This window comes from Kibdelosporangium philippinense, assembly GCF_021390435.2.
In the GTDB taxonomy this organism is placed as follows: Bacteria; Actinomycetota; Actinomycetes; order Mycobacteriales; family Pseudonocardiaceae; genus Kibdelosporangium; species Kibdelosporangium philippinense.
This window is the reverse complement of the sequence record NZ_JAJVCN010000002.1, coordinates 2,141,444-2,163,972: the sequence shown is the minus strand read 5'-3', so window position 1 is coordinate 2,163,972 and position 22,529 is coordinate 2,141,444. Positions and strand designations below refer to the sequence as shown.

Sequence of the window (22,529 nt, the reverse complement as noted above, 5' to 3'; positions counted from 1 at the left end):
CACTGGTCAGGGGGATGCGAGCGCTTCGGTCGGAGTCAGCGAGGACGCCCTGATCGCCGGGTACACGCCAGCCAGCACGCCGATGGTGACCGACGCGGCGAACCCGCCGAGCATCGCCTCACCCGGGATGACCAGCGGCCATCCTTGCAGGTGGGCGTACGCGGCGGTGCCCGCGATACCGAGCACCGCGCCCGCGATACCGCCTAGTCCACACAGGACTATCGACTCGGTCAGGAACTGGCCGCGGATCTGGCCCTTGCTCGCGCCGAGTGCGCGGCGCAGACCGATCTCACGCTTGCGTTCCAGCACCGAGATCACCATCGTGTTGGCCACACCGATCCCGCCGACAAGCAACGCCACCCCGGCAAGGCCGAGAAGCAGTGTGCCGAAGGCGTTCTGCGTGATCCGTTTTGCTGCCAAGGCGTCCGATGGCCGGTTGATCTGGACGAGACTGGGTTGTTCCGGGTTGAGGGTGCGCGGCAGGACTTGCCGGACGTCCTCGATCGCGGCCTCGTTCGACCGGACGTAGATGACCGTCGGCTTGCCGTCGAACCCGAGTTGGGACTTGGCCGCGTCCCAGCCGATCAGCACCGACCGTTCGACGTCCGGCGCCAGCGGCATCGGGTCGAGCACACCGATCACCGTGAACCACTTGTCCCCCAGCTTGATCTGCGGCGCCAGACCGTCGGGGATCTCTGTGATTCCCAGCCAGGTGGCGGACTTGCCGCCGAGCACGACCGTGGGGAACTTCTCGGTCGCCGCGCTCAAGAACGTTCCGGAGTGGACTTTTCCATTGAGGACTCGCAACAGGTCCGGGGTCGTGGCAAGGGTGGTGATGCCACTGCCTTGGAAGTTGATGTCCGACCGGCGGACGTCGGCGTGCACGTTGGCCACGCCCTCGACCTGTTCGGCAGGTCCGATCCGGCGTGCCATGTCGACCGCCTCGGGCGGCATGCCCGCTTCCTTGTTGTTCAGCTCGTCCCGCGCGGCCTGTGCCCGCAACAGGTTCGGGCCAAGCGCGGCCAGTTCGTCCACAACGGCCTGTTGGCTGGACGCCGGGATGCCAATGACCACAAGCATGGTCGCGATACCGATCGAGATCCCCAACGCAGCGAGGACGGCACGCAACGGCCGGGTCCGCAGACGTGCGAAACCCAGTGACAGCAAGTCAAACAGCGACACGGTCGGCCCCTATCCGCCCGTCCCGGATCTCCACAACGCGCGGCATGCCCGCGGCGATCTCCCGGTCGTGCGTGATCACCGCGATCGTCGTGCCTTCCGCGTGCAACTCGTGCAGCAACGCCAACACCGCGCGGCCGTTCGCGGTGTCCAAGGCGCCGGTCGGTTCGTCCGCCAGCACGAGCGCGGGCCGGTTCATCAACGCCCGAGCGATGGCGACACGTTGGCGTTCTCCGCCCGAAAGCTGGTGCGGCAAGTGTTTCGCCCGATTCGAAAGGCCAACGCGGGCCAACGCTTCCAATGCAAGCGGCCGACGCTTGCGGCGCGGGACACCCGCGTAAAGCAGCCCGGTGGCCACGTTGTCGGCCGCGGTCTGCCCGTCGTTGAGGTGGAACTGCTGGAACACGAACCCGATCTCCTTGCCACGCAACGCCGACAGCCGCCGGTCCGACAGGCTGGTCACGTCCTGCCCTTCCAGCTCGACAACGCCTTCCGACGGTTTGTCCAAAGTGCCCATCAGATGCAGCAAAGTGGACTTCCCTGAGCCGGACGGGCCGACGATCGCAAGGAACTCCCCCGGCATGATCGTCAGGCTTACGTGGTCAAGCGCCCGGACACCGCCCGCGTACTCCTTGGTCACATCCTGGATCCGCAGGACGGGCGTCACGAGGCCGTCACCACCTTCATGCCCTCGGTGATCCCCTGGCCACTGACCTCAACAAGGCCGTTGGCGAACATGCCGTCTGGACAAGCACGAGCTTGGTCGTGGTACCTGTCACCACTTGCAGCGCGTATCCGCCTTCTTTGACCGCCAGCAAAGCGCCGATCGGAACCGCGAGAACGCCGGACTTCGCCGACCCCACAAGCTTGACGGTCACCGAGCCTTCCGCGTTGGCCACCGCGGCCGGATCGTCCACAGTGATCGTGACCGTCGTCTTGGAGCCACCGCCGCCGACCGGATTGTCCTCCTGCTGCTTCTCAGGCCCCTTCGCGGCAGCCGCGACCACGCCGGTGGTCTTGGAGCCGTCAGGCAGCGAGATGTCCACTTTGGTCCCGGTCGCGATCGCGGAATCCGCTTGCATAGTCACGACCTTCACGTCAGACGTGTAACCGAGCAGTTGACCATCAGCCGAGGTGCCCAGTTGCGCGGTGACCGCGCCGATCCGGACAGGCGCGGGCAGAACCACGACATCCGGCAAGTCGACGATCCCGGTCTCCTCGACCTTCAGCGCCTTCTGCCACTTCTTCACCGCCGCTTGGGATGCCGCGGTGAAGGTGTCCGAGTTGCCCGCGGACTTGCTGTGATAGCCCATATCGGCAAGGTTCTGGTTGACCACCTTGACGTCAGGGCCTTTGATGCCAGGCGCGTCCAGCTTGCGGTAGGTCGGCGTGCCACCGATGAACAACACAGCGGGCTTGTTGTCCACTTTGTACAGAACGCCGCCTCGGCCGATCTTCGCACCGGACGCGGGCAACCACGTGACCGTTCCGGCACTACGCGCCTTCAGTTGCGTCTCTTCGCCGAAGCCCAGTGTTCCACTGAAGTCCTGGGCCAGCGAGAGATCCGTCTTGACAACGGTCGTGGTCTTGGCGGGTTCGGGTCCGCTCGCGGTGGCCGACGACTGCTTGCCACCGGCGAGGATCACCACGATCGCCCCAGCGACGGCGACGAGCAGTACGCCTGCCGTGATCAGGATTCCCTTACGGCTCACTTGTACCCACCCGCGGCGACTTCCCGCTCACATTTCGGCGTCAGGTCCAGGCCCTTGCTGATCGACTCAGGGTCGTTCTGCGGCCCACCGAACGCAGGCCCGACAATGCCCGTGTCCTCGCCTTTGCTGACCTCGACGTACTTGACGCCCTTGGCACGCAGGCACGCCACGACCCGCCGGGCGAAGTCGAACGCCTCGGGGTTGTTGACGTCGTTCTCCCACGCGGGCAGCGGCAGCAACCCGTCGCAGGCCTTGGCGGCTGCCTCCTGAACCTCCTTCGGCGGCATCTGGCCGCTCCCTCGCCCTCCGGCCTGTCCGGCGCCGGGCAGCACTGGACCCGCTTGGCCGTCGGTGCGGCCACGTCCCAGGTCCTCGGGCATGCCGTGGTCGACCATGCACTTGCGGTACGGGATGTACAGCGCGGCCTGTTCCTCGGATGTCATGTCGATGCGGAACCTTGGCCGGTCCTGTGGGGGTTTCGCCGTCGAACTGGGCTGGCCTTGCGAAGTGGGCGCTGTCGATTCGCTGGTCTGCACCGAGGCAACCTGCGGCGCGGGCTGCTCAGGCTGCGCCGAACAGGCACTGAGCGCTGCGACGCCCACCAAGAGGCCGGTGATCACGAGTTTCATACCGACGAACTTGCTTGATGATTATCAGGATCCTGTCAGGGAAGTGTCGTCAACTGGTAGTGCTGGGGTATACGCAGCCGGAACGTCGAGCCCCGGCCGAGTTCGCTCGCCGCTGTCGCCGTGCCGCCATGGGCCTCGGCCAGCTGCCGAACAATCGCTAGGCCAAGCCCCGAGCCGCCGGACTGCCGGTTGCGGGATTTCTCCGCGCGCCAGAACCGATCGAACACCTTCGGCAGGTCTTCGGCCGAGATCCCGGTTCCCGTGTCCACGACGTCGATGACCACCCAGCCGCTCTCGACCCGGCCATTGACCGTGACCGATCCCCCAGGTGCCGTGTGGCGCAATGCGTTCGTCACGAGGTTTCCCACGGCTTGACGCAGCCGGACCGGATCCGCGTCGAGTTCTGGATCGCCGTGCACGGCAAGCGAAAGGTGTACGCCGTTGGCCCGTGGCTGGTTCGCGGCGACGACCTGGCCGAGCAGCTCGGCCAGGTGCACGTGTTCCTTGTGCAGTCTGAGCCTGCCCGCGTCGGCTATCGCCAGGTCCTGCAGGTCGTCGACGATGTGCTGGAGCAGCAGGGCCTCTTCCATCAGCGATGAAACAAGCGCTTGGTCAGGTTGGGTCACGCCGTCCTGCGCGGCCTCCAGCCACCCCCGGATGTTGCTCAGCGGCGTACGCAGCTCGTGCGCGATATCGCTGACCATCGCTTTGCGTTGGCTTTCAAGGCGTTCACGGCTGTCTGCCATCTCGTTGAAGGCCGTAGCGAGCTCGGCGATCTCATCCGAGCCGCTCACCTTGACGCGTGCGGTGTCGTCGCCTTCCTTCATTCGCCTGGCGGCCCCGGTCAGCGCGCGCAACGGCCGGACCAGCCGGGCACCGGCGAACACCGAGGCCAGGACCGTGACCAGCAGGACAAGGGCGGCCACCCCGATGATCCGCCACCGGCTCGCGGCCGACAGGTCCAGCCCGGTCGACGCCTGGCTCGGTGTGTTCACGAACAGCAACGCCACCGGCGCGACGTACGGCTTCAACTGCGCGCCGCGGGCGGTGGCGATGCAGTCGGACACAACCTGGTTGCGGTCCATCGAAGCCGGAGCCGAGCTTTGTGACGGCAGCGGACCCTGGACGAAGTTCCCGTTCTGATCGAACTTCAGCGCCACGTGCCCCTGGTCCTTGGTGTCGAGGCAGGCGTTGGTCAGGCTCTCCAGCTGTGTGAGGGCCGTGCGCTCGGTGGGCATCGGTGTGGTGAGGTCGTTGCCTGTCGAGCAGGAAAGGACACTGGCCGTGGCGTTGTCCGGTCCGTGCACAATGGACCGTCCACTCGGGAGTTCCTCGATCGACCCGGATCCGGCCCGTGTCTGCACGCAGGCGAGCACGATCTCGGCCGCGCCTTTGAGCCTGCCGCGCTCGTCCGGCGTCAGCAGCAACGGGCCGACGGCGCGGCGGTCGATCCGGTCGGCGGTCTGCCCAGTGGCCAATGCGGAATCGACGGACAGTGGATCGATGACAGCGGAAGGCTTCTCGGGCAACGGGTCGGTGCCGATGATCAGCCGACGATCCGATGTGGCCAGTGAGATGTTCCTGCCGGTCTGCTCACTGAGCTGCCGCACAACAGGTTCGACCGCTGTCCAGTCCTTGTGGGTGGCGGCGTAGCCAAGGAGCGTGTCGTAGATCTTCGCGTCGTCGGCCAGGGCTTGACCTTGCGCTTGCTTGATCGCGACCGTAGTGGTCTGCGCCGCGAGCCAGGCCGTCGCGGCGATCGAGCAGAGCGCCACCACGATCGACACGACCAGCAGCCGGACCAGCAGGCTGCGTTTGCGCCTAACGGCCATCGTCGGTCAACTTGTAGCCGACGCCGTACACGGTCATCAGCCGTGTCGGCTTACGTGGATTGGGCTCGATCTTCTTGCGCAGGTTCATCACGTGCACATCGATGGTCCGCGTGGTGATGAACTTGTCGAAGCCGTGCAACTGCTCCAGCAGCTGCGCGCGGGTGAACACGCGGTCAGGCTGCGACGCCAGCGTGGCCATCAGCCGGAACTCCCCTGGCGTGCAGGAAATCAGGACGCCGTCGCTGATCAGCTCGTGCTTGCCGGGATCGATGGTCAGCCCGCCGACCCGCAGCACGGAGTCCTTTGGCGACTGTTTCGGCGCCGTGCGGCGCAGCAATGTCCGCACCCGCGCCATCAGTTCTCTCGGGCTGAAGGGCTTGGTGACGTAGTCGTCGGCGCCGAGGTCGAGGCCGAGCAGCAGATCGTCCTCTGTGGATCGCGCGGTCAGCATCAGTACCGGCACATCGGACTCGCGCCGCAGGATCCGGCACACGTCAAGGCCGTCGACCCCGGGCAGCATCACGTCGAGCACCACCAGATCGGGCTGCTGCCTGCGGACCTCGTCCAGCGCGTTGCGGCCGTCGTGCACGACCGCGACCGTGTGGTTCTCCCGCTCGAGGTACCGGCGGACCAGTTCAGCCTGCTTCTGGTCGTCCTCGGCCAGCACAACGTGGGCACACATATCGCCGATGATAGGTCGAAACCAGCATCCGGCCAGTGATGCTGACAAGACCCTCACATTCCACTCTGGACTAGTCCATCGCCAGGCCCACACCGGCCGCGCCGAGGCCAACGGCCAGGCTCAGACCCACGTAGGCAGCCGCGGTGCCGTACTGCTTGCGCTCGATGAGGTCGAACGTTTCGTAGCTGAATGTGCTGTATGTCGTGAGTGCACCACAGAAACCGATCCCCACCAGCGCGTACATGCCGCTTGACGCACCGGCCACCAACCCGAGGACGAAACTTCCGGCCACATTGACCGCGAACGTTCCCCACGGCTTGGACACCGCACGGCCGACCACATAACGCAGGGGCGCGCCGACCATGGCGCCGAGCACCACCATCAGCGCGGTCACGCGAACCGCCTGCCGATCAGGATGCCCGCTGTCACCGCGATCATGGCCGCGACCAGCGTGGCGGCCAGGTAGAGCACGGCCGGCCCGAACGTGAGCTCGAGCCCTTGGACCGTGTACGTGGAGAACGTCGTGAATCCACCGAGGACTCCGACGCCGAGAAACGGCCGGGTCAACCGGTGACCCGGCCGTGTTGGTTCCGTCTGGAGTCCCATCAGGATCCCGATCAGCAGGCAGCCAAGCGCGTTCACCCCGAAGGTGCCCCAGATCGACGGGATCGCCAGGCTGACGGCGTATCTGGCCAGCGCACCCAGCCCGCCGCCAAGGGAAACAGCGAGAACTACCTGCACCCGATCACTTTAGGCATAAGGCGCGGTGATGATCTCCATGACGTGCCCGTCCGGGTCGTCGAAGTAGACACCACGTCCGCCGAACAGGTGGTTGATCTCGTTCGGCGTCTCCTTGTGCGGGTCGGCCCAGTACGGGATGCCCGCGGCCTTGATCCGCTCGAACGAGGCGTCGAACTCCTCGTCGGTGACCAGGAACGCGCAGTGCTGCGCCTGGATGTCGGCCGTGGTGTCGATGTAGTCGAGCGTGACCCCGTTGGACACGACAAGCGGATAGAACGGTCCCCATTTGTCTCCGACCTCAAGGCCGAGGATGTCGGCGAGGAAGGTGGCGGATGCTTTGGCGTCTTTCGCGGAAACGATGATGTGGTTCAGCTCAACAGCCATGTCTCCGAGGTTAGCTAGAAAACGGGCTCGACGGCCGCGCACCGGCTGACCGTCGGCAGCTGCAGCGCCGTCAGGTAGTTGTTGGTCGCGGCCCTGGTGCATTCGCTGCGCCAGTACACGCCGTGCCCCCAGCCTTCGTACGTCAGCAGCACCGAGGTCTGCTTCGTCTGGCGATGCACGCCGACGGCCCACTCGTATCCGGTGGCCGGGTCGTACAGCGAGTTCTGCACGAGGACCTTCGGCGTGCCGCGGAACCGGAACCGATGCTGCGCGGGGTTCTTCACCTGGTCGGACAGGCCGTGGCAGTACAGGACGGCGCCGTGGCCACGCCACCCGCCACGCATGTCCGGCGCGACCAGGCGCTGCATGGTCTCGATGGCCTTGTACTCACCGAACGACCGCAACGGCAGGTACCAGTCGGCGCAGAACGTGGCGCGGAAAATGGACGCGCCCGGGTCTACGGGCAGCGCCAGCGGGGTGCCTGCGTCCAGCGCCGCCAGCGAGTCGGTCAGGTCCTTCCAGGCCGGGCCACGGAACCGGACCTCGGCGAAGAACAGGATCTACGTCGCGGTGAGCTTGCCTGGCAGCTCGCCACGGTCAGCCTTGCCGAGCAGGGTGTGCCACCAGGCGCGGAAATCCTTGCCGTGCAGGGCACATGCCGTTGACCGCTCGCACCATTTCTCCCACTCGTCGAAGGCGCTTTCCGACGTGGTCGCCTCGGTCCTGGCGAATCCCCACGTGTCCATCGTGTAGTCCATCGGGCTGTCCATCACAAGGGCCCGTATTTTGTCGCCGTATCGCTCGGCGTATTGCCCGCTGATCAAATTGCCGTACGAGCCGGTGTAAATGCTGACTTTCTCGTCGCCGAGACCGCGCCGGATCTCTTCGGTGTCCCGGACAATGGAATAGGTGTCGGCGTGGTCGTAGATCGCGCCACTGCGCGCGCGGCAATCCTCGCGCACCGATCGGTTGTATCGGGCGAACGCGTCGAGGTCGCTTTGGCTCGCCGGGTAGAGGCTCGGTTCGGCGGCCAGTATCTCCGGCGAGCAGGTGACCGGCGCGGTGCGCTTCACACCACGCGGATCCCAGCCGACGACGTCGAACCGGTCCTGGATCTCCGGGCTGAAGAAGTCCTTGCGGCTCACCGCGACGTCCACCCCTGAGCCACCGGGACCACCCAGGTTGACCAGCAAGGTTCCGATTCGCTTCGCCGGATCGGTGGCCTTGCGGCGAGCCACCGCCATGTCGAACGTCGGGCCGTCCGGCTTGGCGTAGTCCAGCGGCAGCCGCATGGTGGCGCAGTCAGCTGACGTGTCCTGGGCACACGGCTGCCAGTCGATCGCAGCGCTCTCGTTCAGGGCACTTTGGGCACTGGCCGTTCCGGTACCGGCCACTGTGCTGGCAAGCACACCGGCGAGCACGCTCACGATGAGTCGCAACGATTCCTCCCGACCGCAATACCTGGCAAGTCGGGGGAATATTCGCACCGGACAGTGCTTGATTCCGAGTCAACTTCTTGTTACGGCGAGAAATCGCCCTTGTCCGGTTTTGGGGTCAGCTGGTCGGCACGCGTGGTTCGAGACCGGCGGCGGTGTAGATCGCGTCGATCAATGCCATGTTCTTGACCGCGTCCGAAGGCGGAGTCAACACCGGCTCGCCTTTTTCGACCGCGTTGACGAATGCGTCGAGTTGGTATTCGTAAGTCGGCCGCTTGGCGAACCGTTCGACCCGCTTGCCACCACCGGCGACCACGGTCATCCGGTGGAACTGCTGCGGGGTGAACGGATTGGTCAGGCTCATCAGGCCGTTGGATCCGTAGACCGTCGCCGATACCCGCAGGATGTCACTCGACCACATCGAGCACGTGATCTCCGCGGTGTAGCCCTCGTCGAACCGGACCTCCGCGGTCATCGCCCGGTCGACGTTCGGCTTGTGCAGCTTTGCCCGTGCGGACAACACTTTCGGCTCGGCTCCGGCCAGTGACCGTACCAAGTGGACGGGATAGCAGCCCGCGTCCATCAGCGCGCCACCGGCGAGGCCGAGATCGTATCGGATATCGGAAAACCTCGGCAGCGGAAAGCACAACGCGGCTTCGATCCGTTCGATGTCCCCGAGTTCACCCTCCCGCATCACCTCGACGGCCCGCCGGAACATCGGGTGATAGTGGAAGTGGAACGCCTCCATCACCACAAGGCCACTCGACTCGGCCGCGTCCGCGACCGTTTGGGCTTCGACAGCGTTGGCGGTGAAAGGTTTCTCACACAACACGTGCTTGCCCGCGGCCAGCGCGGCGAGCGTCCACCGCCCGTGCAGTCCGTTGGGCAGCGGGTTGTAGATCGCGTCGATCTCCGGGTCGTCGACGAGGTCCTGGTAGCTCTCGTGGATCTTCGGGATGCCGTGCTTGGCCGCGTATCGCTTGGCTTTGTCGCCGTCTCGCGCGGCCACGGCTGCCACCTCGGCCCCGGCGTTGTTCCGTGCCGGGTTGATCAACGCGGCAGGTGCGATCTTGGCGGCGCCGAGCACTCCGAATCGAAGCATCCCCCGATCATGTCACGCACGAATGGAGTAGGTCTTCCGGCACTACCGGTAGGTAACCCGCGGTGGCTGAATTAGGCGACCCCAACTCAGTGGAGGGAATCCCCGTGGCAGCGACCGCATTGGCCGCACTCAGGACGTCCGAACAGGCACAGGTACTGACCAATCTCCTGCGGTCACACCCGGAACTCTCGGCGGAGGCCGAATGGCACGCGACGACGCTGCTGTCCGCGCCATCGCACGAGGAAGTCAGCGCGACCCTCGCGGACACGCTCACCGCGTACGAGTTCGCCGACATGGACGCGCCTGATGTCACCGTCTGCGACCCAGACGACGCCTGCGCGTACCTCGTGGACAAGGCCGTCGAGCCATACCTCGCGGAGATCCAGCGCCGTGCCGCACTCGGGCTCATCAACGCGGCCCACGGCATCGCGACCGGCGTGCTGATGAGCCTGTACGGGCTACGGGAGTACGAACACTGCACCGAGCACGTGCTCGGCAGCGCGGGCGACCTGGTCGACTACGCCCGCCGAGTCACGATCCTGCTGGAGCAACTGGAAATCCCGCTGCCAGAACGAAACCTGGCGATGGCGTGCCCAACCTGGCCGCTGGCCGCGGGCTGATTTTTCGACCAGCCCGCGGCCAGCGTGGTTGGTTAACCGAGCCAGCCCGGCAGACCTGGCTGCGGCCCGGCGGGCAGCGTGCTCAGCGTTGCCGCGGCAGGCGGTTCGACGGCCGCGCACCTGGCGCCCTGCTTGGGCGTCTTCAGCGTCGCCAAGTACGTGTCCACAGCACCGCGGGTGCAGGCACTGCGGCCGTAGACACCGTGGCCCCAGCCTTCGTACGTCAGCAAAACAGTGGTGTCCCGGCTCTGCCGGTGTGCGTTGACAGCCCAGGAATACCCGGTCGCCGGGTCGTACAACGCATTGAGCATCAGGATCTTCGGCGCGTTGTCGATGTCCAGCCGGTGCTGCGGGTTGTTGACCTTCTCCGGCAGCCCGACACAGCCGGTGATGGCCCGGTGCCCGAGCGCGCCGCCACGCATGTCCGGCGCGATCGCGTTCTCCATCCGTTCCATCGCCTTGTACTCGGCGAAGGACCTCACCGGCAGGCTCCAGTCGGAGCAGAACGCCGCCGGGAACACCCAGTTGACTTCCTGGTCCTGCGCGGCCAACGGCTGCGCGGGCTGGCCACTGTCGAGCGCGACCAGGCGGTCGGTCAGGGACTTCCACGACGGGCCATAGAACGCGCCGAACGCGGAGTTGATGATGTCGCGTGCGGTGACCTTGCGCGTCGGATCGGTCGGGTCGCTGAGCTCACCACGGTCGGCCTTGGCGAGCAGGTTGTGCCAGAACTTACGCACATCCTTGCCGTGCAAGGCACAGGTGGCGGTCCGGTCGCACCACATGACCCACTCGTTGAAGGAACTCTGCGCGGTTTCCGCCTCTGTGGCTGCGAAACCGAACGTGCCTAGGCTGTGGTCCATGTTGCTGTCGATGACCATGGCCCGGATCTTGTCGCCGTACCGCTCGGCGTACTGCTGGCCCATCAACGTGCCGTACGAGACGCCGTAGTAATTCAGCTTCTTCTCGCCGAGCGACCGGCGGATCGCGTCCATGTCCTGGATGGTCGCGCCCGTGTCGGCGTGATCCACGATCGGGCCACTGCGCTTGCGGCAGTCGTCGAGCAGCGTGCGGTTGAACGTCGCCAGCGCGTCGAACTCGGCCTGGTTCGCCGGATAAAGGCTCGGCGTCTTGTTGAGCAGATCGAGTGAGCAGTTCACCGGCTGGCTACGCGCCACACCACGTGGATCCCAGCCGATCAGGTCGAACCGCGCCTGGGTGTCCGCGGAGAACTGGCCTTTGGCGTTAAGCACCATATTGACGCCGGAGCCACCCGGGCCGCCCGGATTGACCAGCATGATCCCGATCCGTTCAGTCGGATCGGTAGCCTTGCGGCGAGCCACCGCGAGGTCGAATTTCTCCCCATTGGGTTTCTTGTAGTCGATCGGCAGCGTCAGGCTGCCGCATTCGGCCGTGGCGTCCTCTGGACATGGTTTCCAGTCGATGGACGCGACCTGGTACCGCGTGGTTTCGGTCTGCGGTTGCGCACTGGCCACGCCTGCGCTGGTCACCAGTGACCCGCCGACGAGCACAACCCCGAGCGCGCGCATGATTGGTCGCAAGATCTCCTCGCCCCTTTCCTTGGAGACCACCGACCCTGCCAAGGATTCACCGGGACAGATACCGCCTTGGGAAGGAACACGTCCCTGATTTGTCCCCTAAGAGGGCATCTGATCTTGGTTGGGGCGATATGTCTGTGTCGGGTGACGGCTGATACCTTGATCAACTTGTGGGGTCCCGGCGTGCGTACCGCAGCGACTTGTCCGATGCTCGCTGGGCGTTGATCGAGCCAACGCTGACGGCGTGGCGTGCTGCCCGGCGTGGGCCGGGAACCGTGATGCGCGTGCATGACTTGCGGGAGATCGTGAACGCGATCCTGTACGTGTGCCGGACCGGGATCGCCTGGGAGTATCTGCCGCACGACTTCCCGCCCTGCAAGACGGTTTATGACTACTACGCCAAGTGGGAAGCCGATGGCACAACGGAAACGCTGCATGACCTGTTGCGTGACCAAGTCCGCGTCGCGAAAGGCCGCGCTGCTGCCCCGACGGCGGCGATCATCGACTCGCAGAGCGTGAAAACCTCCTGCAATGTCAGCGAATCCAGTCAGGGTATCGACGCGGGCAAGAAGATCAAGGGCCGCAAACGGCACATCGCCACCGATGTGCTCGGCCTGCTGCTGGCGGTAATCGTGACCGCGGCGTCGGTGCAGGATTCCGCTGGCGGGCAACAGGTTCTCGATCATCTCGCCGCTGCGCATCCGACCGTGTCGGCGGCATGGGTGGACGGTGGCTACAACAACACAGTCATCCGTCATGGAGCCCAGCGGGGTATCCGGGTTGAGGTCGTCAAACGCCCTTCTGCCAAGGGATTCCACGTGTTGCCCCGGCGGTGGGTAGTGGAGCGCAGTCTGGGCTGGCTGATGCAACACCGCCGACTCGCGCGCGACTACGAAGCCCTGCCCCAGCGGTCGCGCACGATGGTCCACTGGGCGATGACTAACATAATGAGCCGCACCCTGACCGGGGAATCCACCCAAACCTGGCGAAACGATCCACCCAAAGCAGACATTCTTGCCTAACTAAGATCAGATGCCCTCTAAGAGGGCATCTGATCTTGGTTGGGGCGATATGTCTGTGTCGGGTGACGGCTGATACCTTGATCAACTTGTGGGGTCCCGGCGTGCGTACCGCAGCGACTTGTCCGATGCTCGCTGGGCGTTGATCGAGCCAACGCTGACGGCGTGGCGTGCTGCCCGGCGTGGGCCGGGAACCGTGATGCGCGTGCATGACTTGCGGGAGATCGTGAACGCGATCCTGTACGTGTGCCGGACCGGGATCGCCTGGGAGTATCTGCCGCACGACTTCCCGCCCTGCAAGACGGTTTATGACTACTACGCCAAGTGGGAAGCCGATGGCACAACGGAAACGCTGCATGACCTGTTGCGTGACCAAGTCCGCGTCGCGAAAGGCCGCGCTGCTGCCCCGACGGCGGCGATCATCGACTCGCAGAGCGTGAAAACCTCCTGCAATGTCAGCGAATCCAGTCAGGGTATCGACGCGGGCAAGAAGATCAAGGGCCGCAAACGGCACATCGCCACCGATGTGCTCGGCCTGCTGCTGGCGGTAATCGTGACCGCGGCGTCGGTGCAGGATTCCGCTGGCGGGCAACAGGTTCTCGATCATCTCGCCGCTGCGCATCCGACCGTGTCGGCGGCATGGGTGGACGGTGGCTACAACAACACAGTCATCCGTCATGGAGCCCAGCGGGGTATCCGGGTTGAGGTCGTCAAACGCCCTTCTGCCAAGGGATTCCACGTGTTGCCCCGGCGGTGGGTAGTGGAGCGCAGTCTGGGCTGGCTGATGCAACACCGCCGACTCGCGCGCGACTACGAAGCCCTGCCCCAGCGGTCGCGCACGATGGTCCACTGGGCGATGACTAACATAATGAGCCGCACCCTGACCGGGGAATCCACCCAAACCTGGCGAAACGATCCACCCAAAGCAGACATTCTTGCCTAACTAAGATCAGATGCCCTCTAAGGGAAAGAAGCCCCCGAGCGCGGGGATGGCCGCGGCTCGGGGGCTGTTTTTTCTTCAGGGAGAGATGGCTTTAGCGGCCGGCACGAATCTTCTCGCGCACCCACACACCAGCCTGCTTCAGCACGCCGGTGCCCGCGAAGTTGTTGCCAGCGCAGGTACCGGTGTTGAAGACGGCACCCGTACGGTTGTCGTCCGAGAAGTTCCAGTTCGTCCAGCCGATCTGCTTCTCCGCCATCAGGGCGATGTAGCGGTCGGACATACTGAAGTTGTTGCCGCCGTCACCACTCGCGGTCTGCGTACCGAACTCGGTGACGAAGACCGGGACACGGTCCGCGATGCGGCGCAACGCGTCGAGGTAGTTCTGGCCGTGCGACGCCGCGTAGAAGTGGAACGTGTACATGAAGTTGCTGGCGTTGATCGGGTTGTTGAACACTGACGTCTCGTTCTGACCGTCAGAGATACCGAAGGTCGACCAGCCGTGCGTACCGACGAACACAACGCCGTCCGGGTCCTGCGCGCGGATCACCGGGATCATCTCCTCGGCGTAGCGCTTGACGTTCGCCCAGCTGACGCCGTTGGGCTCGTTGGCGATGTCGTAGATGATGTTCTTCTTGTCCTTGTGCCGCTGGGCGATCTCGGTGAAGAACGTCTTGGCACGCGAGGTGTTGTAGTTCGGGTCACCCGGCGAGAGCTGGTGCCAGTCGACCAGGACGTACATGCCGCGCTTGGTGGCTTCCTCGATGTAGCCGTGCATCATGTCGGTGAAGCGGCGCGGGTTGGACTCGTAGCCGCCTTCCTGGATGTACATGGCGACCCGCAGGATGTCGGCCTTCCAGTCGTTCGCGAGCGCGTCGAGCGACGCGGTCTTGATGCACTGGGAGTACCACTGGATGCCGTGCGTGCTCATGCCACGCAACTGGACCACCTGGCCGCGCTCGTTGCAGAGCTTGGTGCCGCAGACCTTCAGCTGGCCGTGGCGCGCGACCGGGGTGTCACCCGGACCGGGTGGCGGTTCGGTCCCCGCGACGTCCACGATCAACGAGTCGGCGTTCGGGCCGCCGTTGGACGTGGTCGCCGTGGTGCGGATCGTGTTGGTACCAGCGACAAGGTCGACGTTCGTCGTGACGTTCTGCCAGTTGGTCCACGCACCGGTGCCGGGGAAACCGAGACCTGACACGGCAGGGGTGCCGTTCACGGTCACGTTGACCGGCCGGTTGGCCGTGGTTCCGTTGGCGTACCGGAAAACCAGCGAGTGGCTGCCGGCTGCCGCCGCGTTGACGGTGTACTCGACGTAGCTGCCGGTCAGGTTGTCGAAGTTGACGAACCCTGAGCCGGTGTAGCCGTTGTGATTGGACTCAACCACGCCTTGGGAGATCGTCGCGTCCTCGGACTGGTACGTGACGGGAGCAGCTGAAGCTGTTTGCGGAATGGTGAACACGGCTGCAGCGATCGCCGTCGTGATCAGCGCGGGGCTGAGCACGGCCGCGATCCATCTCGAGCGTGCCACTGATGCCTCCTGCAGGGGTTGGGGGCGGCGGCTTGACGAGTTACTCTTTGTTCAGTTGTGGGCGCTGGAACTTGCTGAATTGGATAGGAAACTTTCCTAACAGTAGGCGAATCACACCACTTGTCCGGTACGTGTGTCAATTGGCAACTGGAAAGGCTTGATCTGCCCTATTAAATGGTCTAGACAATTCCGATCCGCGTTTTCGCAGATCCTCGCGGGTTTGGTCGAGCCGCACCGAGGACGGCGCCGCTGCTTCCATCATCCGGAATTCCAGCTGTCGATCACCTGTCAGCGAGGCCTTCGTTACATCGGCGACGAACACTGCCACCCACATAGGAGGGTTAAGCTGGGGTGTGGACGGCATTCCAGTCGACGTATTCGGTCGCCCGATGGGCGCGCTGCGAATATCCCTCACCGATCGGTGCAACCTGCGGTGTCGCTACTGCATGCCCGAGGAGGAGTACGCCTGGCTGCCGCGCGAGGACCTGCTGAGCTTCGAGGAGATCGAACGCATCACCGAGGCCTTCGTCTCGCTCGGGGTCGACAAGGTGCGGCTGACCGGCGGTGAGCCGCTGCTGCGGCGCGGCCTGCCCGAGCTGGTCCAGCGGCTGTCCGGGCTGCCCGGCGTGAAGGACCTCGCGATGACCACCAACGGCGTGCTGCTGTCCAGGCACGCCGAACAGTTGCGCGAAGCGGGCCTGCACAGGCTGACGATCAGCCTCGACACCTTGCAGCCGTCCCGGTTCTCCCAGCTGACCAGGCGTGGCACCCATCCCGACGTGCTTGCCGGGATCAACGCGGCGGTGGCGACCGGGCTGACCGATCTGAAGATCGACACCGTGGTGATGCGCGGGTTCAACGAGGACGAACTGGCCGACCTGATCGAATTCGGCAAGAACATGTCGGCGGAGGTCCGGTTCATCGAGTACATGGACGTCGGCGGGGCAACCGGATGGACGCCGGAAAAAGTCTTCTCACGCCAGGAAATTCTGGAAAATTTGGCGCAAGCGTACGGTTCCGTCGAAGAACTTCACAAAACGGATGTGGCGCCAGCGGACCGTTTTCAACTTCCGGACGGAACGGTTTTCGGAATCATCTCCTCGACCACGCAGCCATTCTGTGCGACCTGTGATCGCAGCAGGCTGACCGCGGACGGGATGTGGCTGCGGTGCCTGTACGCGATGACCGGCACTGACCTGCGAACACCTTTGCGCGACGGCGCGTCGCTGGACGACCTGCGCGACCTGATCACCGGAATCTGGCAGCAACGACGCGATCGCGGCGCCGTCGAACGGGTTGGCCAGCGCGCTCATGGGCAGGTCTTCGTCAGCCTCGAGAATCTGAAACGGGACCCCCACCTAGAAATGCACACTCGCGGAGGATGACGTGTCCGACACACCAGGCCTGACCCATCTGGACTCGGCTGGCCGGGCTCGCATGGTGGACGTCGGCGAGAAAGCCGTGACCCACCGGGTCGCGGTCGCGGCAGGCGCGGTGCACATGAAGCCGGCGACGCTCGAGCTGATCTCGGGCGGCAAGATCGCGAAAGGCGACGTGTTCGCGACCGCGCGGATCGCCGGGATCATGGCGGCGAAGAAAACCGGCGAGCTCATCCCGTTGTGCCATCCACTCGGAATCGACAGTGTGTCCGTCGAATTGGAGCCGAACGGGCCGAGCACATTGGCCATCACCGCGACCGTTTCCGTGACCGGGAAGACCGGCGTGGAAATGGAGGCGCTCACTGCGGTGAGTGTTGCCGCGTTGACCGTGTACGACATGTGCAAAGCGGTGGACAAGGACATCGTCATCGGCGACATCCGGCTCGAGGCGAAATCCGGCGGCCGCAGCGGCGACTACCGGCGTCAACCCTCCTGACCGACTCGTTCCTGCGGGTGCACCGGCATGATCGGCATGCGCGGCAACGGAATCGTGGGTTCGGGGAGCATCGTGGTCGGCTCCGGAACGGGTTGCGGCTTGGGAGCGATGGTGTCCGGCCGGGTGGCCCGAACGCCGCACCACACCTGTCCGCAAAGCACGACAAGGGCCATCACCAGCGGCGCCGTCCAGCCGTTAGTGATGCTGTGCACCAGGCCGCACGCCAACGCGCCCACTCCAGCGATGAAATAGCCGAGGCCTTGCACCATTCCGGACAGCGCGGTTGTCACATCGGCGTTGCCTGCCGTACGAACCGAAATCATGGTGAGCGCCATCGCGAGGCCGCCCATGCCGATACCGAGGCCGATCGACCACACCCACGGCAGGAATGCGGGTGCGACAAGCAATCCGACCACACCAATGGCGTTCACGGCGACAAGTAGTACAACCAGGACCCATTGGCTGCGCCATTTGTGTACACAGAACGGCACGAGCCACATCATCGGCAGGCCCATCGCCATCGACAGCGCCAGGCAGAAACCGGCGGTGCTCGCGGACAGCCCGGCGTCCCGCAATATCACCGGCAACCAGCCCATGACCAGGAAAGTCAACGTGGACACCAGTCCGAAATAGACAGTCAGATGCCATGCCGGGCGGGAATGGAAGAGCCTTCTCGGGCTGACCGCGCTGTGCGCGAAGACCATGCTGGACCGTGGCGCGCTCTGCCACACGTGGACAGTGATCGCGGCGAGCAAAGCCCAGCACGCCAATGCGAACTGCCAGGAGAATGCCGCGACCAATGTGGGCGTGACCAGTGCGCCTATCGTACTGCCGAAACCCAGTGCGAGCGTGTAACTGGCTCTCGTGCCCGACGACGCGGGTTGCACGAGGACTGGCAGGACAGTGCCGACGACTGCAATTGCAAGACATGCGAGCAAAGTCCCGGAGAGCAGAAGTATGGGACCACCTTGGACTCGCAGGACCAACGAGATGCCAAGAATGATGAGCGCGCACGTGACCGCGTGGTGAATTCCGGCGCGTTTACGCAGCCAAGGCGTGCCCCAGCCACCGATTCCGCTTGCCCACAAAGGCAACGCCACAAGCACGGCACCGATCGCCGCGGTCATTCCCGGCTCTGCCGACACATCTTCGAGAGCGGCTCCGAGACTGGTCACAGCTGGTCGGAGGTTCAACGCGAGCAAGAAGACAACCGCGGTTGACACAGGTGCGGCTGGTTTCATCGCATCCCCCTTTCGAAGTGGGGTGTGCGCGACCGCCGGGCCGTCTGATAAGCAGGGCTGACGGCCCGTGGCCTGCGAATATAAAAAGGAGGATCCGCGCTATGCGGGCGATTGACCTATTTCCGGATGGTCATGCAATGACGGGATCGACGCTTCACAACCCAGACTCTTCATAGGAGCCTCCCTCTGGGCGCACACGGTGTGACTCCCCGCGAACCGCACCGGCGGCGACCGTCAATTAAGAGAGTCGCTGTTGTTCGCTGGCCGGTCAATCGCCCTTTTGGGCGTGTGCCGGACTATCCCGGTTACGAACACCAGTTCGAAAGAATCCGTTGAACTGCGAAGACGTTCCTTAGGGGTTTCCGGCCACCAGATTGGACCGGTCCAAGGCCCGCGGCGGGATTCCAAGATCCTTGCGGACGCGATTCCTGGATCACCGCCGTCCACCGGGCGTGACGGCGAATAATGAGGGCGTGATCAATACGGACGACGCCGTTTTGTCCTGGGCAGCAGACGATTTCGGCCACATCGTGCACACCAGACCCCGTGGCGTCCTGCGCCCGCGAACCGTGGGAGAAATCAAGGACGCCCTGGCCACAGGAGTGCGCCTCCGTCCCCGAGGCGAAGGTCATTCCACCGCAGGACAAGCGCAGATCTCCGACGGCGTGGTGGTCGACATGCGCGGCCTCGACACGGTCAACGTGACAGGCACCCAGGTCACAGCAGGTGCGGGCGCCCGCTGGAGTTCGGTACTCGCGGCGGCACTGCAAGCCGGCCTCACCCCGCCGGTGCTGACCGACTATCTGGAACTGTCGGTCGGCGGCACGCTTTCGGTTGGTGGAATCGGCGGAATGACGCATCGCCACGGGATGCAAGTCGACAACGTGGTGTCGCTGGATGTGCTCACTCCCGACGGGGTGCTTGAGACATGCGATTCCGGGGCGCCTTTGTTCGACTTGGTCCGTGGCGGCTACGGCGGCCACGGGATCATTGTGTCGGCCACCCTGCGGCTCGTGCCCGCGCCGTCGCGCGTCTACCGCTACAAGCTCCCGTTCTCGTCCCTGGCGCCATTCATGACGGCCCAACGTGAACTGATGGAGTCCCGCCGCTTCGACTACCTCGAAGGCATGGCGCTTCCGGACGGCACCTTCGAGATCTCACTGGCGACCTACTCCACGCCCGCCCTGGACCTCCCGCTCGACGAAGAAGTCTCGTACACCGAATTCGCCAACCGACTCGTGCTCGAGGACATGGACAAACCCCATCCGTGGCTGAACGTGTTCCTGCCAGAGGCAGCGGTCCCGGGTTTCGTGGCGTCCATCGGCGACGTCGGTCCAACGGGAACGATCCTGATCTACCCGTTCGACACCCGCCTGATCACCGCGCCAGCTGTCGCGCTGCCATCGGGAGAAGTGGCGTACCTCGTGGCGGTGCTGCGGACGGCACAGTCGCCAACGTCACTTACCCAGATGCTGGCTGGGAACGCGAACCTGCGACAGCGCACACTTGACGCGGGCGGGTGTGTGTACTTGGACGGGAGTGGTACCCCATGAGTGTGAAACGGCCTAATCCCGCGCTGTGGTTGTGGTACGCGGTTGGCGGCAAACTGCCAGACCGCTATCGCGAATGGGTGCTGCACGACGCGACCGTGCCGACATGGCTGATCCGGCACGTGCTCAGACGCCTCGTGTTCATGGCGCCGATCCTGGCGGCGCTGTACCTGGTGCTGGCCGTGATGATGGATTTCGACCTGATGATCGTCCTTGTCGGCCTCGGCCTTGGCGTGTACGCGGGCCTGTACTACTCGCTCGTCTTCTCGACCCACAGCGTCGACAGCCGCGTCACCCGCCACGGCTACCCGGATGAATACGCATCGCAGGTCCGTAAAGCGATGAAGCAGGTGGAGCGTGAGCGCTACAACGCCCGATGGCGCGACGACGGCGCCACCTCGCCCTGAGCTCAGCCACTGGTTGGGCGGTGGGCCGTTGCCGAGTGGCCAGGTCACGCCAGCCAAGGCCGCGACGACGTCGAGTTGTGACTTTGTAAGACGAGTCGTCCGAGTGCACAACTGGTCACTCCAGGTGAGAATGTCCCGGACAAGAGCCCCCCGGGAGGCAGCCATGACCAGCCCCAATGCCAGCGACCCGATTGTTGTGATGGACCTGCCCAAAGCGTGGGGCCTTGTGGTGCTGCGCGGCGTGCTCGCCGTGCTGTTCGGCTTGTTCACGCTGATCTGGCCGGGCCTGACCGCGCTGGCCTTCGCGATCGTCTTCGGTGTCTACGCCCTGGTCGACGGAATCGGCCTGCTGATGGACGCGTTCCGCAACCCGGACAAATCCAACCGCGGCATGCGCGTCTTCGGCGGGATCCTCGGCATCGCGGCAGGCATCATCGCGATCGTCTGGCCCGGCATCACGGTGGCCGCCCTGGCGATCCTGGTCGGCGCGTGGGCCCTGGTCACGGGCATCGCCGAGATCGCCGCCGCGATCCGGCTGCGCAAGCAGATCGAAGGCGAACTCCTGCTCGGCCTGGCTGGCCTGCTCTCGGCGATCTTCGGTGTGCTGGTCCTGCTGTGGCCGGCGCTCGGCGTCGCCGCGATCGCCGCGTTCATCGGCGTGTTCGCGCTGGTCTACGGCGTTGTCCTGATCGGCCTCGGGTTCCGGCTGCGCAAACTCGCCCGCACCTGACGCTCTATCTAGGCACCCACAAGGTGACCCGCGTACCGCCGCCGGGCCGGGACACGATGTCGGCATATCCACCCACCTGGCTCAGCCGGGCAATGATCGACTCGTTGATCCCGAACCCGCGTGGTCGTTGCGCCATGTCGAAACCAACGCCGTGGTCGCGCGTGGTGACCGCGATCCCGCCGTCCCGCTCCTCCACCCGAACGGTCACCTGGGTGGTCTGCGCGTGCTTCAAGGTGTTGCGCAGGGCTTCCTTGGTCGCGTCACGCACGGCCTTCCGCCGTGCCTCCGGCAACTGGTCGTCGATCTCGGCCATCACCAACTGCGCGCGCAACCCTTCACGCGCCAGATCCGTAGCCACGGCCGCCAGGTCCTCGGTCAACCGCCCACCGACCGCGAGCTCATCGAAGCCACGCCGCAGCGCGATCGCCTGCGCCCTGGCCAGGTTCCGGAACTCGGTGAGCTTCGCCTCGGCGTCGACCGAATCCGACGGCGTCCGCATCGCCATGGCTTCCAACGCCTGCAGGACGTTGTCGTGGATGTAGCGGTTGAGCTCAGCGCGTTCCGCCACACGTCCACGCCATAGGCCAATCAGATACGCCGCGACACCAGCGGCGCCGACCGCCAGCACCGCGATGAGAATCTCCATCGTCACACCGGCACGACCGGCACGTACGCAACGCCCTTCTCGATGGCATACCTGGTCAGCTCAGGCCGCCGACGCTGCCCGGTCTTGTCCCGGATCCGGTCGAGATACGACCGTACGGTCCGGATGCTGATGTCCAGCGCCTCAGCGATGTCCTGATCCCGCTCCCCGGCCGCCACCAGGGAAAGCACTTGGCGCTCGCGCGCGGACAACTCGATCACCATGCCGTTGTCCTTGCCAGGAATGGCGTCCAGCACGTGTGCCGCCAGCATCGGGCTGACGTAGCTGTTGCCGCCCGCGATCCGCCGGACAGCGTGCAGAATCTCGGCGCCGTCCGAGTCCTTCGACATGTACCCGCGCGCACCGGCAGCCATGGCGCCAAGCACCTCGGCACGCCCCGAGTAGGCCGAGAGAACGAGCACGCGATGGCCCATGGCGACAACCTCGACCACCGCCGACGAGCCTTGAACGCCGGGCAGGCACAAATCCAGGACCACCACACCCGCCGAGTTCTGGCGGTGGGCGGCGAACTGGGCCACTGACCCGGCGACCGCGTCCACTTCGATGTCCGGCGCGTCGGCCAGCAACTGGGCGACCGCGGCGCGGTAGAGCGGATGGTCCTCGATCACTCCGACCGGGATCCTGGTGGCGGCCATGGATCTCCCTCCCCATTCGGGTCGCTGGCCAGAACGCTAGGCGAGCCGAGGGGCGGGTGCT

The 22,529-nt window shown here is 65.0% G+C and carries 25 protein-coding genes; 8 read left to right on the top strand and 17 right to left on the bottom strand.

Features of this window, described 5'->3' with window-relative positions:
- Nucleotides 1-6: 6 nt before the first annotated feature.
- From LWC34_RS28825 to LWC34_RS28770, 12 genes are all read right to left on the bottom strand, one after another.
- Nucleotides 7-1,182, bottom strand: coding sequence for an ABC transporter permease (locus tag LWC34_RS28825; protein WP_233728234.1), 1,176 nt, complete (start codon nucleotides 1,180-1,182; stop codon nucleotides 7-9).
- A complete protein-coding gene (locus LWC34_RS28820) occupies nucleotides 1,169-1,846 on the bottom strand; it encodes an ABC transporter ATP-binding protein (RefSeq protein WP_233728233.1) in 678 nt (225 codons plus the stop codon). Before LWC34_RS28820 ends, LWC34_RS28825 begins: the two co-directional genes overlap by 14 nt.
- A 16-nt stretch (nucleotides 1,847-1,862) precedes the next feature.
- Complete coding sequence (locus LWC34_RS28815; RefSeq protein WP_233728232.1) at nucleotides 1,863-2,891, bottom strand: peptidoglycan-binding protein; 1,029 nt, start codon at nucleotides 2,889-2,891, stop codon at nucleotides 1,863-1,865.
- Entirely contained in the window at nucleotides 2,888-3,520 is a 633-nt protein-coding gene (locus LWC34_RS28810; protein ID WP_233728231.1) for a hypothetical protein, read from the bottom strand. The genes LWC34_RS28815 and LWC34_RS28810 overlap by 4 nt, the downstream gene beginning before the upstream one ends.
- Nucleotides 3,521-3,555: 35 nt before the next feature.
- The gene (locus tag LWC34_RS28805) at nucleotides 3,556-5,352 is read right to left on the bottom strand and encodes a sensor histidine kinase (RefSeq protein ID WP_233728230.1); all 1,797 of its coding nucleotides are present in this window, start codon (nucleotides 5,350-5,352) and stop codon (nucleotides 3,556-3,558) included.
- Nucleotides 5,342-6,034, bottom strand: coding sequence for a response regulator (locus LWC34_RS28800; protein ID WP_233728229.1), 693 nt, complete (start codon nucleotides 6,032-6,034; stop codon nucleotides 5,342-5,344). Before LWC34_RS28800 ends, LWC34_RS28805 begins: the two co-directional genes overlap by 11 nt.
- Nucleotides 6,035-6,104: 70 nt before the next feature.
- On the bottom strand, nucleotides 6,105-6,428 hold the full coding sequence (locus tag LWC34_RS28795) for a fluoride efflux transporter FluC (protein WP_233728228.1): 324 nt from the start codon (nucleotides 6,426-6,428) through the stop codon (nucleotides 6,105-6,107).
- Nucleotides 6,425-6,775 (bottom strand): fluoride efflux transporter FluC, encoded by a 351-nt coding sequence (locus LWC34_RS28790; RefSeq protein WP_233728227.1) that lies wholly within the window; start codon nucleotides 6,773-6,775, stop codon nucleotides 6,425-6,427. Before LWC34_RS28790 ends, LWC34_RS28795 begins: the two co-directional genes overlap by 4 nt.
- Nucleotides 6,776-6,784: 9 nt before the next feature.
- Nucleotides 6,785-7,159 carry a VOC family protein gene (locus LWC34_RS28785; protein WP_233728226.1) on the bottom strand — a complete coding sequence of 125 codons (375 nt, stop codon included), beginning with the start codon at nucleotides 7,157-7,159 and terminating at the stop codon, nucleotides 6,785-6,787.
- A gap of 14 nt (nucleotides 7,160-7,173) precedes the next feature.
- Nucleotides 7,174-7,563 carry an alpha/beta hydrolase gene (locus tag LWC34_RS28780; protein ID WP_233728225.1) on the bottom strand — a complete coding sequence of 130 codons (390 nt, stop codon included), beginning with the start codon at nucleotides 7,561-7,563 and terminating at the stop codon, nucleotides 7,174-7,176.
- 156 nt (nucleotides 7,564-7,719) lie between these two features.
- Nucleotides 7,720-8,598 (bottom strand): alpha/beta fold hydrolase, encoded by an 879-nt coding sequence (locus LWC34_RS28775; protein ID WP_233728224.1) that lies wholly within the window; start codon nucleotides 8,596-8,598, stop codon nucleotides 7,720-7,722.
- Nucleotides 8,599-8,713: 115 nt separating this feature from the next.
- Complete coding sequence (locus tag LWC34_RS28770; RefSeq protein ID WP_233728223.1) at nucleotides 8,714-9,697, bottom strand: Gfo/Idh/MocA family protein; 984 nt, start codon at nucleotides 9,695-9,697, stop codon at nucleotides 8,714-8,716.
- A gap of 104 nt (nucleotides 9,698-9,801) precedes the next feature.
- On the opposite strand from LWC34_RS28770, the gene LWC34_RS28765 reads away from it, so the two are divergent.
- On the top strand, nucleotides 9,802-10,317 hold the full coding sequence (locus tag LWC34_RS28765) for a hypothetical protein (RefSeq protein WP_233728222.1): 516 nt from the start codon (nucleotides 9,802-9,804) through the stop codon (nucleotides 10,315-10,317).
- A 32-nt stretch (nucleotides 10,318-10,349) separates the two neighbouring features.
- On the opposite strand, the gene LWC34_RS28760 is transcribed toward LWC34_RS28765, so the two are convergent.
- A complete protein-coding gene (locus LWC34_RS28760; protein WP_233728221.1) occupies nucleotides 10,350-11,879 on the bottom strand; it encodes an alpha/beta hydrolase in 1,530 nt (509 codons plus the stop codon).
- 167 nt (nucleotides 11,880-12,046) lie between these two features.
- On the opposite strand from LWC34_RS28760, the gene LWC34_RS28755 reads away from it, so the two are divergent.
- Entirely contained in the window at nucleotides 12,047-12,898 is an 852-nt protein-coding gene (locus LWC34_RS28755; protein ID WP_233722595.1) for an IS5 family transposase, read from the top strand.
- Between the two features lie 88 nt (nucleotides 12,899-12,986).
- Nucleotides 12,987-13,838, top strand: coding sequence for an IS5 family transposase (locus LWC34_RS28750; RefSeq protein ID WP_233722595.1), 852 nt, complete (start codon nucleotides 12,987-12,989; stop codon nucleotides 13,836-13,838).
- A 91-nt stretch (nucleotides 13,839-13,929) separates the two neighbouring features.
- On the opposite strand, the gene LWC34_RS28745 is transcribed toward LWC34_RS28750, so the two are convergent.
- Nucleotides 13,930-15,366: a cellulase family glycosylhydrolase gene (locus LWC34_RS28745; RefSeq protein WP_308200146.1), complete on the bottom strand. Its 1,437-nt coding sequence runs from the start codon at nucleotides 15,364-15,366 to the stop codon at nucleotides 13,930-13,932.
- 353 nt (nucleotides 15,367-15,719) lie between these two features.
- Here LWC34_RS28745 and moaA point away from each other — a divergent pair, with 353 nt between their 5' ends.
- Together moaA and moaC are read left to right on the top strand one after the other, a co-directional pair.
- Nucleotides 15,720-16,751 (top strand): GTP 3',8-cyclase MoaA, encoded by a 1,032-nt coding sequence (gene moaA, locus LWC34_RS28735; RefSeq protein WP_233728220.1) that lies wholly within the window; start codon nucleotides 15,720-15,722, stop codon nucleotides 16,749-16,751.
- A gap of 1 nt (nucleotide 16,752) precedes the next feature.
- Nucleotides 16,753-17,241 (top strand): cyclic pyranopterin monophosphate synthase MoaC, encoded by a 489-nt coding sequence (gene moaC, locus LWC34_RS28730; RefSeq protein ID WP_308200145.1) that lies wholly within the window; start codon nucleotides 16,753-16,755, stop codon nucleotides 17,239-17,241.
- Here the strand turns inward: moaC and LWC34_RS28725 are convergent.
- On the bottom strand, nucleotides 17,229-18,416 hold the full coding sequence (locus LWC34_RS28725; RefSeq protein ID WP_250109454.1) for an MFS transporter: 1,188 nt from the start codon (nucleotides 18,414-18,416) through the stop codon (nucleotides 17,229-17,231). The genes moaC and LWC34_RS28725 overlap by 13 nt on opposite strands.
- A gap of 539 nt (nucleotides 18,417-18,955) precedes the next feature.
- On the opposite strand from LWC34_RS28725, the gene LWC34_RS28720 reads away from it, so the two are divergent.
- The 3 genes from LWC34_RS28720 to LWC34_RS28710 all read left to right on the top strand — a co-directional run bounded on the left by LWC34_RS28720 (nucleotide 18,956) and on the right by LWC34_RS28710 (nucleotide 21,169).
- A complete protein-coding gene (locus LWC34_RS28720; RefSeq protein WP_233728218.1) occupies nucleotides 18,956-20,035 on the top strand; it encodes an FAD-binding protein in 1,080 nt (359 codons plus the stop codon).
- Nucleotides 20,032-20,439, top strand: a complete 408-nt coding sequence (locus LWC34_RS28715; protein ID WP_233728217.1) for a DUF5313 family protein — start codon at nucleotides 20,032-20,034, stop codon at nucleotides 20,437-20,439. The genes LWC34_RS28720 and LWC34_RS28715 overlap by 4 nt, the downstream gene beginning before the upstream one ends.
- A gap of 163 nt (nucleotides 20,440-20,602) precedes the next feature.
- The gene (locus LWC34_RS28710; RefSeq protein ID WP_233728216.1) at nucleotides 20,603-21,169 is read left to right on the top strand and encodes an HdeD family acid-resistance protein; all 567 of its coding nucleotides are present in this window, start codon (nucleotides 20,603-20,605) and stop codon (nucleotides 21,167-21,169) included.
- Between the two features lie 4 nt (nucleotides 21,170-21,173).
- Here the strand turns inward: LWC34_RS28710 and LWC34_RS28705 are convergent, their stop codons facing one another.
- The gene (locus tag LWC34_RS28705) at nucleotides 21,174-21,815 is read right to left on the bottom strand and encodes a sensor histidine kinase (protein WP_233728215.1); all 642 of its coding nucleotides are present in this window, start codon (nucleotides 21,813-21,815) and stop codon (nucleotides 21,174-21,176) included.
- 2 nt (nucleotides 21,816-21,817) lie between these two features.
- Complete coding sequence (locus LWC34_RS28700) at nucleotides 21,818-22,468, bottom strand: response regulator (RefSeq protein ID WP_233728214.1); 651 nt, start codon at nucleotides 22,466-22,468, stop codon at nucleotides 21,818-21,820.
- Nucleotides 22,469-22,529 lie beyond the last annotated feature (61 nt).

Coding starts and splice junctions, on each gene's coding strand:
- LWC34_RS28810 (WP_233728231.1), bottom strand. CDS start 3,520: ATGAAACTCGTGATCACCGGCCTCTTGGTGGGCGTCGCAGCGCTCAGT.
- LWC34_RS28785 (WP_233728226.1), bottom strand. CDS start 7,159: ATGGCTGTTGAGCTGAACCACATCATCGTTTCCGCGAAAGACGCCAAA.
- LWC34_RS28770 (WP_233728223.1), bottom strand. CDS start 9,697: ATGCTTCGATTCGGAGTGCTCGGCGCCGCCAAGATCGCACCTGCCGCG.
- LWC34_RS28710 (WP_233728216.1), top strand. CDS start 20,603: ATGACCAGCCCCAATGCCAGCGACCCGATTGTTGTGATGGACCTGCCC.
- LWC34_RS28700 (WP_233728214.1), bottom strand. CDS start 22,468: ATGGCCGCCACCAGGATCCCGGTCGGAGTGATCGAGGACCATCCGCTC.
- LWC34_RS28705 (WP_233728215.1), bottom strand. CDS start 21,815: ATGGAGATTCTCATCGCGGTGCTGGCGGTCGGCGCCGCTGGTGTCGCG.
- LWC34_RS28805 (WP_233728230.1), bottom strand. CDS start 5,352: ATGGCCGTTAGGCGCAAACGCAGCCTGCTGGTCCGGCTGCTGGTCGTG.
- LWC34_RS28715 (WP_233728217.1), top strand. CDS start 20,032: ATGAGTGTGAAACGGCCTAATCCCGCGCTGTGGTTGTGGTACGCGGTT.
- LWC34_RS28800 (WP_233728229.1), bottom strand. CDS start 6,034: ATGTGTGCCCACGTTGTGCTGGCCGAGGACGACCAGAAGCAGGCTGAA.